Here is a 12867-nt window from a genome sequence, read left to right on the forward strand (position 1 = left end):
TCACGAGTAAATGCCTCGAATTCACGAAATGCAACGGAAAAAACACGCTTAGGGGAATTCCTATGCGTGTAAGTGTATTATTTCAAGCTAAATGGGCAAGTATTGTTCACAGATGATGATATCATCGTCTTTTAGAACATAAGGATGTGTTTCCAGCAGGATGGTTTTCAGGTAGTCTGGCATCCTTTCACCTTTGTACGCACAAATTAATGGAAATGACAGCAGATTTACAGCTTTGTCTACTGTTCTCTCAAACTCCTCTATGATATGCAGGGGCTCTTCCAAGGTTGCCCATTCCACATGTGCCCATGATCGGAAAGAGATTTTATTATCTACATAGGGCTGTACCGTTTTATTAAAGTATTCTTCGATTGCAGGAGGATGGTAACTGCCGCTTGAGCAATAGAAATCGAAGTTGTTCACAAAGTGAAGGAGCTCCATTTGATCTTTCGTTAACCGAGTGCTTAGTTCTTTATGAATAATGGGGTAAATACGGTCATTTTCAACAAGAATGACGTAATCTCCCGCCATGATGCCATCTTGGATATAACTTAAAACTTGTTTAATGTAATTTTCCATTTCATTATAGGAATACAGCACATGAATATTTTTTTGATCTTCGAACAACTGATTCATTTTGCTTTTCAATATATCAATCCTTCTTTCATGTATCGCTTCCATTATACTAGAATCCCATAGCAGGACAAAATGAGAGTTTTTTTAACAAGGACAAAAAGCAATCCTTCTCCATTGAAGGATTGCTTTTCCGTTTTATTTCAGCCGTTCGATCAGGTCGGTCATTTTATCCAAAGTGGTTATGTTCTGGTTGCATTTCATGCTGTCCAGACAAATATAATTCCCTTTTTTAATGAATGTCCCTTGGACGGTTCCTTTTGTTTCAGACATGAACATCCCTACTTCTTCAAAGCGGCTGCATATGGCACAGATCCCTTTTTTGTTGGCAGGTTTAATGGTTCCATGCAATCCGGTGAGTTTATGATGATGGGGGGCAATGATGAATTTCTTTCCGGATCCGACATCATCCCATCCCAGGTATGAAATCTCTCTCAAATCGATGTTTTCCAGCAAAGGGGTTTTTAATTTCTTTGCTTTAGGAAATAGTTTTTTTATCGTTTTTTCGGTTACTTCTTTAAATGGGATCACAAAGGGCTTCACCTGTAAGAGAAAGGCTTCGGCTTGTGCGGGATCTTTGATGGTATCCACTGGGTCCAGCAGTTGTTTTTGCTCTTCGCTCAAGTCACTGAATAAGCTTAGTACCCTTTCTTTGGCGACTGTTTTCAGGGTGTTGATCACATCCTTATCGTTGGCAGTCGCGTGTCCATTTATGAGAATTTGTGTTTGGGATTTTATGAAGTTATACTGCTCGCTCCTGATAAAAGGTTCCATTTTCTTCACTCCTGTTTCTGCAAGTGTACCGTTTCTCTTTACTTTACATAAATTGCATTTGCTTTAAAAGGGGGAAAACGACTAAGAAACATACTCGGCATACAAATAGCACTGATATCATTATCAGTGCTACCCGTGTAATCCTATTTAGAATAAACGATTTTCTTGATGGTTTCCGCGGAGAGAAAATGTTCCTCGGCTAATTGATGGATGGAATGCCCGTCTTTGAATGCGTATTTTATAGAGGCATTTCGGTCATCGATCAATTCCCGTGATCCCGAACGGGTTCCCCATTTGTGATGGGCTTTTTCGGGTTTAGGGATATATATGGTTTCACCTTGCACATACTTTTGAATTTCAACGATCAGCTTTTCAGGTAAAACGGCCGTCGCTTTTACATACTTCATTTCTGCCAGCCCCTTATTCTTTATTAAGAATGAAATAAGGTGCAAAGCCGAATATTAGAAATGATAAGGCGGGCGATTAAATTTAGCTTAATTCAACCCCATGCAAAGTATCGCCTCCAATACTAGGCTTTGCATGAGACGCTGCAGAAGGTGGCATTAACATTCGTATTGCCATCTTTACACCTCCCCTTTGTGTTTCTGAAGAACACGTGTTGTTCTTATTATAAAATAGATTAGGGTGGTTGCCAAACTTTTTCCAATGTTAAAGCTGAATCGGCGGGCTGATTGTTTGATAATGTTCTGAGTCCATGAAATAATTTGGAGGGAAACCAAACTAACCATTATGGGAGCTGACTTTATGAAAGTATTCGTAGTTGGGGCAAATGGGCAGATCGGTAAACATCTTGTAGATTTATTAAAAGACAGCCCGGATCATAGTGTACGGGCGATGGTTCGCAAAGAAGAACAAAGTGAGCATTTAAAGAAAAATGGAATTGAATCCGCAGTCGTCAGTTTAACTGGATCAGTGGATGAGATTGCGAATGCGGCAAAAGGCTGCGATGCCATCGTGTTCACAGCAGGGTCCGGAGGTAGCACCGGTGCTGATCAAACGCTGTTGATTGATCTGGATGGTGCAGTCAAAACGATTGAAGCGGCAGAAAACCTGGGAATCGACCGATTCATCATGGTGAGTGCTTTTCAGGCCAATAATCGTGAAAACTGGAATGAAGCCATCAAACCGTATTATGTAGCCAAGCACTATGCGGATAGGGCATTGTTACAAAGCGATTTAAATTATACGATCATTCGGCCCGGCGGTCTGGTTAATGAACCGGGAACGGGCAAAGTGACCGCCGCCGAGGAATTGGAAAGAGGCTCGATTGCCCGTGAAGATGTGGCTCGAACGATTCTTGCTTCATTGACCGATGAAAATACCTATAAGCGTTCATTTGATTTAATCTCTGGCGATACTGCAATCGCGGAAGCCTTGAGGAAAATTTAACGTAAAACAGGGGCAGAGCCACTCAGGGGGAGTGGACTCTGCTTATTTAATTCCTTCGATATGCTTGATGACCTTCGCTGGGTTTCCACCGACAACAACGCCTTCAGGAACATCCTTTGTTACGACGGCCCCTGAGGCAACGACGGAATGACTCCCTATTGTAACGCCAGGATTGATGATGGCCCTTCCGCCAATCCATACATGATCACCTATCGTAACCGGTTTTCCGTATTCCACTCCAGAACTGCGTTCAAAGGGATCCAGCGGATGTGTAGCTGTATAGATATGCACTCCGGGAGCCAACATGCAGTCCCTGCCAATTTTCACTTCACAAACATCCAAAATGACACAATCAAAATTAGCATAAAAGTTTTCCCCGACAGAAATATTGTATCCATAGTCACAACGGAAGGTGGGTTCAATATATACATTTAGTCCAGTGGAACCTAAAAGCCGTTTCAGCAGTGCAGTCCGTTTATCTCCTTCGCTTTCCGTTGTCTGATTGTATAACCGGGTCAACCTTCTGGCATTTTCCCTATCTCTGATTAATTCCGGATCAGCGGCGATGTAAGGTTTCCCGCTCACCATCTTTTCTTTTTCAGTATTCATGTGTGCGCCTCCTGTTTCTTTTTTTATATAGTTTGGAAAAAATATCTGAATATTAAAACACTTTTCCTGCAAAATAAATTGCAGTACTTTTTACTCAACTTTTCTGTTGAATCTAAATGCCTCTTTAGTTTTCTTAAAAAGAAGTAAGAAAAGAAAGATTTTTCCGAATAATGAATGAAATAGCTTTGACAAACGTTCCGCCGGATTTTATAGTAAGAAGAGTTATGGATGATTCATAGTTTCATGAAGGTCCATTTTAACAGATAAGTAGAATGGTTCGAAGTTATGTCATTTTTTTCGGAAATTGTGGACAACTTTTTCCTTCGTTAAGATAATCACAAAACAATGGAGGGCTCTATATGTCACAGAAAGCACCGCTGTCTTTTGTCATTGTAACAGGATTAATGCTTTTTGCTTTATTTTTTGGTGCAGGAAACTTAATTTTCCCTGCCATGCTCGGTCAATCCGCGGGGACCAATTTATGGTCGGCAAGTTTAGGGTTCATCATTACTGGTGTTGGACTGCCATTCATTACAATATTGGCCTTTGGTTTTTCAGGCAAAAATGATGTTCAATCGCTTGCAAGCAGGGCACACCCGTTATTCGGCATCATTTTCACAGTCGTTCTTTATTTATCTTTGGGACCGCTGTTCGCGCTTCCCAGAACGGGGAGTGTATCCTACGAAATAGGGATTAAACCTTTCCTATCTAATGATGTCGGTTTTTTACCATTGCTGATATTCACGATCATATACTTTGGGATTGCCTGTTTATTATCCATCAATCCATCAAAAATGCTCGATATCGTCGGAAAAATATTAACACCTTTATTATTGATTTTCATCGGGATCCTCATTGTGGTCGCAATTATTAACCCAATGGGTGAAATCCAATCACCAGCGGCAGATTATTCAGATAATTCTTTCTTCAAGGGATTTAAAGAAGGATATTTGACCATGGATACGCTGGCCGGATTTGCATTTGGGATCATCGTCATCAATGCGATCAAAGATAGAGGGATAACATCAAGAAAAGAAGTGTTGGGCTTCTGTCTGAAAGCCGGCTTAATAGCTGCCACCTTGTTGGTGATCGTTTATGCGTCTATAACTTATGTAGGTGCAACAAGTGTGGAAAAACTCGGTCAACTGGGTAATGGCGGAGACGTTTTGGCTCAAGCCTCGAACCACTTTTTCGGACCGGCTGGTGCCGTGTTGTTAGGGTTGATTGTAATCGCTGCATGCTTGACGACAAGCATCGGTTTGATAACGGCTTGTGCTACGTATTTCAATAAAATACTGCCTGCCGTATCGTATAAATCATATGTCGTCATCTTCTCCGTTTTCAGTGCGGCCGTTGCCAATGTAGGTTTGACCAAGCTGATTTCCATTACAGTGCCTGTGTTAACGGCGCTTTATCCCGTTGCGATCGTTTTGATTGTTCTTACGTTCTTCCATTCCTTATTCAAAGGGAAATCGGAGGTATATTTAGGAAGCTTATTATTAACGGCCATCATCAGCATAATGGATGGAATAGTGGCATCAGGCATTAAACTGGATGCCGTTTCGGACCTTTTCACTCAATACCTTCCACTATATAGTGTAGGGGTGGGCTGGGTGATTCCTGCCATCATCGGCGGTGTATTGGGCTATATGGTATACCTATTGAAAGGTGATCCCAAGGAAGCCTATTAAGGGATATCAGAATGAATCCCTAATAACGTTGATTTCCACTCCAGGCACTCGCTTTCCGCGGGCGGTCCGGGAGCCTCCTCGGCGCTCTTTGCGCCTGTGGGGTCTCCCTTGGCCGCGCTTTTCCGCAGGAGTCTCGTACCTTCCGTCCCAATCAACTGGATTGTCTTTAAAGAAAAAACTGTAGTCGGTTTCATCTTTAAGCTTGATTAAGACAGGGTTACACTTTCGGTTTTTTATTGTTTTATGAACCCTATTGGATTGAAGAAATCAAGCTGGAATGTCTTTTAAAAAAAACTGCAGGTAAACTAGTTCTATATGGTTTTTTATTGTTTTATGAACCCTATTGGATTGAAGAAATTTGCGACACTCCTGCCGAATATCTGGCTAGCTAAGACCCCACAGCCGCTTGCGGTGAGGAGGCTTGGCAGACAGTCGGCGGAAAGGGAGCGGATTTCAGAAATCAAGCTGGAACGTCTTTTACCTAAAAAGCTGCAGCGAACTAGTTCTATATGGTTTTTTATTGTTTTATGAACTCTTATTGGATTGAAGAAATTGGCATCGGAGTAAGAGAGCGGATTTCAGAATGAAAAACTGCAGGGGAGACTCGCTTTATTCCGAGTTTATCTACAGTCGGGGAGCTGTCTTGATGACAGCTCCTTTTCTTAGTGTTTGTTTTTAATGGGAAAGAGCCTTAAAATGTTCAGAAAGGGGTGTAGGAACATAATGATCAATCGATTACCAACAGAAATAGCAAATATATTACAAACAAGCAAAAAGAATCCTGCTCAATTTGAGGAATTGATCAGGAGCGGCGGATATCTGCCTCCCGAGATGGAATTGATGGTGGATGCCATCACGGCCTTGAGCATGGGGAAGAATATCCTTTTGAAGGGGCCGACAGGGGCTGGAAAGACAAAGTTTGCCGAGACTTTATCGAACTTATTCAACCAGCCGATGTTCAGCGTCAACTGCTCAGTCGACTTGGATGCCGAAAGCTTATTGGGCTTCAAGACGCTGGCTTACAAAGAGGAAAAACAAGTGATAGAATTCGTACCTGGACCAGTGACCAATTCGATGAATCACGGTCACTTCTTATATATAGATGAAATCAACATGGCAAAACCGGAAACTCTGCCGCTTATCAATGGTGTGCTTGATTACAGAAGGACGATTACGAATCCGTTCACGAATGAAGTCATAAAGGCAAAAGAAGGCTTTAATGTGATTGCTGCAATCAACGAAGGGTATGTTGGGACAGTGCCGTTGAACGAAGCGCTAAAAAATAGGTTTGTCGTCATTGAAGTTCCATATATCGAAGGGGAGCAGTTAAAACAATTGATAGAAACCAATACAAAGCTGAAGGATCCAAGAAGTATTGATTTGTTCGTTAAACTGTCGAGTGATTTGATAAATGCCGTGAATCAAGGGAAGGTGGCTGAAGATGCGGCGTCGATCAGGGCTTTGCTTGATGCTTGCGATCTGAGTGTGTTGATCCCGCCGAAACGGGCGATTCTTCGTTCCATTGTGGATAAGTTGGACGAGGAACGGGAGCGTGAGTTCGTGAAGAACTTGGCTGACACATTATTCTAACTAGGAGAATGCCTCATGAAGTATATCCGGTTCAATGATTCAATAATAGATACGGCACTTTTTTTACAGCTTCAGGATCTCTCGACTGTTTTATCCGGCATTCCTGAGCTGGAATTCGAATACAATTATGGCTCCTTCATTGATCTGATCGAGAATAAGGTCACTGCCAGCCACTTTTGGGAAAATGGCAATAAGGAAGTGAAGGAAGCAGGGCTGAAAACGGACGTGCTTCTTAGAACGATAGGCACGCTGCATCATACAACAATCCAGAGCATGAAGGAGTACCAGGACAGCATCGGGGAAAGTTCGCTTCCGAAGTTTGCAGCCCAATTATTCGCTTTGCTGGAAGATTTGCGATTGGAAGAATTGGTGAAGAAAGAAAGACCAGGCACGAAGAAATGGTTTTCGGTAAGGGGGGCTTACCTTAAACAATATTTCGAAAGCCAATTGGCGACGAATGTCACCAGAAGTTTTGCACTGGATGAATTATATTGCCTCATATATTTACTGCTTCAATCTGACAGGCCGGATCCGATTTTTCCGAGAGCCAATGAAAGGCAGCTGGAAGAACTGGAGAAACTCAAACCGTTCATCCATGCGGTCTTTGATGCCACTAAAACCAGTGATATCACGAGAATTTGCGAGCAAATCGTTTTCCGTGTGAACGATGGCTACGAAGATACGATGAATGAATATTTCATTTTCCCCATTGCAAGTGTGGAAAAGTATAAAGCAAATACCTTATTTGATGAACTGACTAGAAATGATGAACTGTTGAACGATGATACAGGTGATGCAGACGAAGAAAAAAGTGAGTTCATTGATGAAAAATTCTCGACTTGGCATCGGGAGAACAAGAACAGCGAAAGTAATTCGACGTTTCTCCAATTTGAATTGGAGCAGGGAACGAAAACAAGCCTGATGGGCGGAGGTGCCCGGGAAGCGGAAGATGCCGACCAAGCACTGGCTTCGATCCAGGGTTCATCAGGGGAAAGTCAACAAAAGGAATACAATCAGCAAGAAACGCTGGAGAAGAAACAAACCAATATGGGCAAAAGCGGTGAACATCCATTTGGTGAAGAAAATAAAGACGTCGTTCAGGTAATCAAAGAAGCCAAAGTACCAACACTTACGGAAGAGAAACGCTACCGAGAGTTTGTTGCGGATATCGAACCGTTCAAGAGGAAACTCTCCAGTACCATTGAAAAGACGCTGGAAAATAAAAAGAACGCACCAAGAAAAGATTTGGTTTTTGGCCGTTTATCAAAGAAATTACTCCCGCTTGTATTTGAAGAAAATCCAAGGGTCTTTTATAAAAAGAACCAGGATTCTAATGAAATGGATGCCGTATTCACATTGCTTATCGATTGCTCGGCTTCCATGCATAACAAAATGGATGAAACGAAACGAGGGGTCGTCCTGTTTCATGAAGTGCTGAAGAAGTTAAGGATCCCCCACTCGATCGTGGGTTTCTGGGAAGATGCCAATGAAGTGAGGGAAGGATATCAGCCAAACTACTTCCATGTGATCCAGTCCCATTCCGATTCTCTTTATCTAAACTCAGGAGCTAAAATCATGCAGCTTGAGCCAGAGGAAGACAACCGCGATGGATACAGTATCAGGGTTGCCACAATGGAATTGGAAAAAAGGCGCGAAAAAAACCGTTTCTTGCTCGTATTTTCCGATGGTGAGCCGGCGGCAAGCGATTATGATCAAAATGGCATTGTCGATACACACCTTGCTGTTTCGGAAGCCAGGAAAAAGGGCATCGAAGTCATCGGCCTGTTTTTAGCGGATGGAGGCATCGATGAGAGTGAAGAGATGACGATGAAAAACATCTATGGCAAAGAACGCCTGATGATTCCGAGTGTAGCTGAATTGCCAGAGCAATTTACACCGCTGTTAAAAAAATTGCTGCTGAAATCCATTTAAGAAATATATAGATAAAAAGGCAGTAGGATTCAAGTTTTGGATCTTACTGTTTTTTTTGGCTTTGTCAACTATTGGTGGAAACTTAAAATGAACGTCGAATGGGATTTCTTTTGTCGTGATTGGGGTAAACCATAGATGAGGAAGTGATCATTTTGATGAATGTACTTTTTATGCTGCTTTATTTTATAATCATTGTTCTTGTAATTGAAATATCGGTAACCTTGATGAAATTGACTGGATTAAAAAGCACAGTGGCAAGATTTCAGGTTATTTCCATGCTGACGGGCACTGGTTTTACAACTGACGAGTCAAAATCCATTATCGATCATCCCGTTCGAAGGAAAATAAGCATGTTCTTAATTTTATTTGGTGCATTCTCGCTTGCTGTCATCATTTCATCGATCAGTACATTGCTTACAGATGATCTGCGTTTGATGGAGTTAAGCATCATTATTGGAATCCTGCTGGTTTTAACCTTTTTGGTGAAGGTTCCATTCCTGAATAATAGATTATCGAATAAGATGAAAAGTGAAATGTACAATCATTATGAATTATGGGAACACCCGATAGAAGAGGTCTTATTTTTAGAAGATGAAGACGTGGTCATGGAAATCGATATTTATGAGGACTCGGAGTACATCGATGTCAAAGCCTTTGATGTCATTTCACATGGAGCCGACATCAATATTTTATTTATTGAAAGCGGAGAGGTGAAAATCAGAAAAGAGCTATACGAGTATAAAATCAAATTAGGGGATAATCTCTTTTTATATGGAAATAAAAAAGAGATAGAAGAAACATTCTCAAAAGAAATCGAAGAGATGAAGAAGAAGAAAAGTGCCTCGGACTGAAAAGATCCCAGCCTATATTAAGGCTGGGATCTTTTGAGGATTGTCTTCATTAATGTTTTTTATTCGGTAATTTCTGAGCGGGATTCCCATTACCTTGACGGCGCATATTGCCTTGTTCCTTTTTTTGCTGCTCTTGAATGCTTTCAACAAACTCCTTTGAACTTTTCATGGAATGTACCTCCTCCGTTATTTTCTTTTTTACTATAACCAGAAGAGGTGGAATTCATGAGTATGGAAGAAATGTTGACTTTCTAAATAGGATAGATGGTAATGTGTGGAATTAAAATGTTTTTTATGAAATGAAACCACCCCGACCTACTAGCATAGCACCAAACGAGACTTCTCTAAACCCTTCATTAATAGCCTTCAAAAATTTCTGATAAGTTAAACCCGGCTAATTAAACCAACAACGATACTTTTATATAAAAAGTCCTTCCATTTATTAATAAACAAGCTTTTGCTAAAACGCCAGTTACGTGTCTCAAATTTGGGAATTTGAATTTCAAAGATGAAACTCCATGATGCGATTCAGATGATTTAATTGAATTATTAAAAACCACGTACGTTTTAGATTAGGAGGGATTATATAAAAAAATTATTAGCAGTTTTAGTTGGTTTTTTAATATGCTTAACGATTATTCCATCATTTATATTTGCTGCTGAAAATGAAGGGGAAAATGCATTAGATTATTCGACCGAGGATTTATTTGGAACTTTTGATTATAATATTATTGAATCGCCAATATTATTCACCGAAGAACCTAAAGTTGAATACAGAGAGTTAATGCAACCAACAAACGGTAAACTATCGTCTCGATCTAGTATAGGATGGAAGGATCATACAAAAGTTTCAAGCTGGACAGAAAAGAGTAAAGTGTCTTTACGTTGGCATCCAGCTTTTTCCGGTAAAAACTACAATATAAGTTATTATAATTTTTCTAATTCAAGTACCTCGATTTCTGTAGCTTTAGGAGGGGCATATGGGAGTGTTTCAGTTTCATATAGTCCTAAAGGTTCCGGGTACTCAATTAAAGCGAACCCGAAAAAATGGAGTAGACCTGCGATCTATGGAGATTTAATCGCTACCAAATATCGGGTAAAATCATATACAGGCGCTGGAAAACTAATAAGCACAACTTATGTAACGTACTATCATACAACAAAAACTTATATAAAAATTTTGTATTAGGATAAAGGGTTGATATAAAATTTTCAAAAAATCATCTTTATTTTTTCTAGTTGGCATATTATTAGTTGTTTGTTTTGTTAGCAGTGATAAATTGGGATTATTCGAAGATGTACCACCTTCAATTGTTTGGGAAGGACAATCTTATAGAATTACTGATGAATCTGTTGAAATTCAAGATATAGGAAATGATGCAGGGGAAGTTATTCGAAAAATAAGTAGCAATAAGACTCCTGATAACCATGGAGAATCTAATGTTTTAGAAAAGGGAACAAAAATCTTCGAATCTAAAATACAATTTGAGGATGAAAATTATAAGGAATTAGTCATTCAAATAAATAATAAAGAGTATATAAAAGCGTACCCAATGTTAGGAATTTAATACAAGGAAAAAATGTTCTCTTTTTTTTAAAGTGGACATTTTTTCCTTGCTCATCTTTTTACAAATATTTCTAAAGAGCTACATTTAATAGCCTTCTTCCGCTATTGTTGTATCTCATTAAATGCTAATCTATTCACAACTATTCCAATTTGTCCTATCTTCTGAAGTACAGCAAATATTTCTCAGCTGAAGAATGAGAAAGCCCCTCCTGCTGCAAGCCTGTAGATATACAGTCAGGGGGGTGCTGATGTATTGGTGTTTGTTCCACAAGTGAGTTGAAAAGAATAAGGGTCAATCGTTTTAAATAACGCTATCTAATGTTAGAATACATTACATTAGAATATTTTGAATATTGACAAAAATAGGGTCGATATCTATAATAATCAATAATAATATCCATGAATAAACGTTTATTGGGGTTTTGCCTATGGAACGGACAATGACCGTCCGGGATTTATGTGCGTTGCATACTCAGTTAGTGGACAGTGATATTCAAATTCTTGAAAACCTATCAACGAATTTACCGTTGATAGCCGATTTGAATAAAGCGAATGTGTTTATTGATTGTCCGGTGCGTGAAGGGAAGCATGCCATTGTCGTTGCAGAGGCATGCGGACATTCCGTGAAATCGGTTTACGATCATCCGGTTGTCGGGAAATTTGCTTATGAGGCATTCGAACCGGCCGTATTTTATGTATTGCGCACCGGAAAGGACATGTTCGTGAATCGGGCATTGACTCAAGAGGGAGCGATGGTCCAGCAAAGTGTCGTTCCAATCAAGGGGGAATGCAATCGGGTCATCGCCGTTTTGATCATGGAAAAGGTGATTCATGAAGAACCTGTATCTTTCAATCAGTTTGATAGGCAAGATCAACAAAATTCCTTAGTTCCTGAATTTATCGAAGAGTCCATTTTCCTGATTAATAACCAAAACCGACTTGTTTATACGAATCCTGCTGCCATTAATTTAGTATCGGAAATATGTTTGACGGAATGTGTTTTAGGTGAATCGATATTCGATTACTTTCCTGGCTTTGCGGATGTTCTTGCTTCAAAAGAGGACATTTTGATGAAGGAAATGAACATTGGTAAAAAGATTATCCAACTAAAGAAGTTCCATTTGGGCAACAAGAATTCCAATGAAACGTTCATCATCATCCGGGACCTGACTGAACTGCGGGATAAAGAGAGGGAGCTGATCAGCAAGTCAGTAGCGATTCGTGAAATTCATCATAGGGTGAAGAATAATTTGCAGACAGTGACCAGTTTGCTTCGGCTGCAAATGAGGTTAGGAGCCCCTGAAGAAAGCAAGCCCCATTTATTGGTCAGTTTGAACCGGGTTTTAAGCATATCGTCGGTTTATGAAATCATTTTGGCAAGCAGTCAGGTCGATCATGTGGATTTGCTGGAGCTTATTAGAAAAATAGGCGATATGATCGTTCATACGGAGGGGCAAGCCCGACAATGCCTAAGAATTGAATATAGTGGTGAGCTTCATTCGATTGATTCCGACATTGGCATTTCGGTCGCGCTGGTGGTGAATGAGCTCATTCATAATTGTGTGAAACATGCTTTCAAGGAAGGGACGGAAGGGAACATAACCGTATGCTTGCAAAAGGATGGTCCTGAATTGGAACTTCAAGTAAGAGATGATGGCATCGGATATTCACCTGCAGTGAAACCTTCTTTGGGGCTGGATATCATCCGCATGACGGTGGAAAATGATTTGGATGGGGAGTTTTCGATTCAGCGGATTAAAGAAGGTACCCTGGCTTCTGTAAGATTTCCATACAAGAGGTAGGTGGGAGA

At 40.4% G+C, this 12867-nt stretch carries 12 protein-coding genes; 7 read left to right on the top strand and 5 right to left on the bottom strand.

Annotated elements, in window-relative coordinates; all coding sequences use genetic code 11:
* Positions 1 to 87: 87 nt before the first annotated feature.
* From AC1DIV_RS22790 to AC1DIV_RS22800, 3 genes are all read right to left on the bottom strand, one after another.
* Positions 88 to 681, bottom strand: a complete 594-nt coding sequence (locus AC1DIV_RS22790) for an MEDS domain-containing protein (RefSeq protein WP_340877852.1) — start codon at positions 679 to 681, stop codon at positions 88 to 90.
* 90 nt (positions 682 to 771) lie between these two features.
* A complete protein-coding gene (locus tag AC1DIV_RS22795; RefSeq protein ID WP_034310600.1) occupies positions 772 to 1407 on the bottom strand; it encodes a FusB/FusC family EF-G-binding protein in 636 nt (211 codons plus the stop codon).
* 143 nt (positions 1408 to 1550) lie between these two features.
* Positions 1551 to 1814, bottom strand: coding sequence for a CD3324 family protein (locus tag AC1DIV_RS22800; RefSeq protein ID WP_034310602.1), 264 nt, complete (start codon positions 1812 to 1814; stop codon positions 1551 to 1553).
* Between the two features lie 358 nt (positions 1815 to 2172).
* Between AC1DIV_RS22800 and AC1DIV_RS22805 the strand changes: the two genes are divergently transcribed.
* Positions 2173 to 2817: an SDR family oxidoreductase gene (locus AC1DIV_RS22805; protein WP_096340928.1), complete on the top strand. Its 645-nt coding sequence runs from the start codon at positions 2173 to 2175 to the stop codon at positions 2815 to 2817.
* 42 nt (positions 2818 to 2859) lie between these two features.
* Here AC1DIV_RS22805 and AC1DIV_RS22810 read toward each other — a convergent pair whose 3' ends face one another.
* Positions 2860 to 3426, bottom strand: a complete 567-nt coding sequence (locus tag AC1DIV_RS22810; RefSeq protein WP_340877850.1) for a sugar O-acetyltransferase — start codon at positions 3424 to 3426, stop codon at positions 2860 to 2862.
* Between the two features lie 359 nt (positions 3427 to 3785).
* Between AC1DIV_RS22810 and brnQ the strand changes: the two genes are divergently transcribed.
* The 4 genes from brnQ to AC1DIV_RS22830 all read left to right on the top strand — a co-directional run bounded on the left by brnQ (position 3786) and on the right by AC1DIV_RS22830 (position 9490).
* Entirely contained in the window at positions 3786 to 5117 is a 1332-nt protein-coding gene (gene brnQ / locus AC1DIV_RS22815; protein ID WP_230178467.1) for a branched-chain amino acid transport system II carrier protein, read from the top strand.
* 723 nt (positions 5118 to 5840) lie between these two features.
* Positions 5841 to 6707, top strand: a complete 867-nt coding sequence (locus tag AC1DIV_RS22820; protein ID WP_289351195.1) for an ATP-binding protein — start codon at positions 5841 to 5843, stop codon at positions 6705 to 6707.
* Positions 6708 to 6722: 15 nt separating this feature from the next.
* Complete coding sequence (locus tag AC1DIV_RS22825) at positions 6723 to 8639, top strand: vWA domain-containing protein (RefSeq protein WP_340877848.1); 1917 nt, start codon at positions 6723 to 6725, stop codon at positions 8637 to 8639.
* A 155-nt stretch (positions 8640 to 8794) separates the two neighbouring features.
* Positions 8795 to 9490 (top strand): TrkA C-terminal domain-containing protein, encoded by a 696-nt coding sequence (locus tag AC1DIV_RS22830; RefSeq protein WP_477577462.1) that lies wholly within the window; start codon positions 8795 to 8797, stop codon positions 9488 to 9490.
* A gap of 49 nt (positions 9491 to 9539) precedes the next feature.
* Here AC1DIV_RS22830 and AC1DIV_RS22835 read toward each other — a convergent pair whose 3' ends face one another.
* On the bottom strand, positions 9540 to 9659 hold the full coding sequence (locus AC1DIV_RS22835; protein WP_053536616.1) for a DUF4023 family protein: 120 nt from the start codon (positions 9657 to 9659) through the stop codon (positions 9540 to 9542).
* 1111 nt (positions 9660 to 10770) lie between these two features.
* Between AC1DIV_RS22835 and AC1DIV_RS22840 the strand changes: the two genes are divergently transcribed.
* Both AC1DIV_RS22840 and AC1DIV_RS22845 read left to right on the top strand, forming a co-directional pair.
* Entirely contained in the window at positions 10771 to 11058 is a 288-nt protein-coding gene (locus AC1DIV_RS22840; RefSeq protein WP_323598594.1) for a hypothetical protein, read from the top strand.
* 427 nt (positions 11059 to 11485) lie between these two features.
* Entirely contained in the window at positions 11486 to 12859 is a 1374-nt protein-coding gene (locus AC1DIV_RS22845; RefSeq protein ID WP_477577445.1) for a sensor histidine kinase, read from the top strand.
* The last annotated feature ends 8 nt before the right edge of the window (positions 12860 to 12867 follow it).

Source organism: Peribacillus sp. 05N428, assembly GCF_056397085.1.

Bases quoted from the DNA above. Each gene is read 5' to 3' on its own strand.
- AC1DIV_RS22795 (WP_034310600.1), bottom strand. From the start codon at position 1,407: ATGGAACCTTTTATCAGGAGCGAGCAGTATAACTTCATAAAATCCCAA.
- AC1DIV_RS22825 (WP_340877848.1), top strand. From the start codon at position 6,723: ATGAAGTATATCCGGTTCAATGATTCAATAATAGATACGGCACTTTTT.
- AC1DIV_RS22800 (WP_034310602.1), bottom strand. From the start codon at position 1,814: ATGAAGTATGTAAAAGCGACGGCCGTTTTACCTGAAAAGCTGATCGTT.
- AC1DIV_RS22835 (WP_053536616.1), bottom strand. From the start codon at position 9,659: ATGAAAAGTTCAAAGGAGTTTGTTGAAAGCATTCAAGAGCAGCAAAAA.
- AC1DIV_RS22845 (WP_477577445.1), top strand. From the start codon at position 11,486: ATGGAACGGACAATGACCGTCCGGGATTTATGTGCGTTGCATACTCAG.
- AC1DIV_RS22820 (WP_289351195.1), top strand. From the start codon at position 5,841: ATGATCAATCGATTACCAACAGAAATAGCAAATATATTACAAACAAGC.
- AC1DIV_RS22810 (WP_340877850.1), bottom strand. From the start codon at position 3,426: ATGAATACTGAAAAAGAAAAGATGGTGAGCGGGAAACCTTACATCGCC.
- AC1DIV_RS22790 (WP_340877852.1), bottom strand. From the start codon at position 681: ATGGAAGCGATACATGAAAGAAGGATTGATATATTGAAAAGCAAAATG.
- brnQ (WP_230178467.1), top strand. From the start codon at position 3,786: ATGTCACAGAAAGCACCGCTGTCTTTTGTCATTGTAACAGGATTAATG.
- AC1DIV_RS22805 (WP_096340928.1), top strand. From the start codon at position 2,173: ATGAAAGTATTCGTAGTTGGGGCAAATGGGCAGATCGGTAAACATCTT.
- AC1DIV_RS22830 (WP_477577462.1), top strand. From the start codon at position 8,795: ATGAATGTACTTTTTATGCTGCTTTATTTTATAATCATTGTTCTTGTA.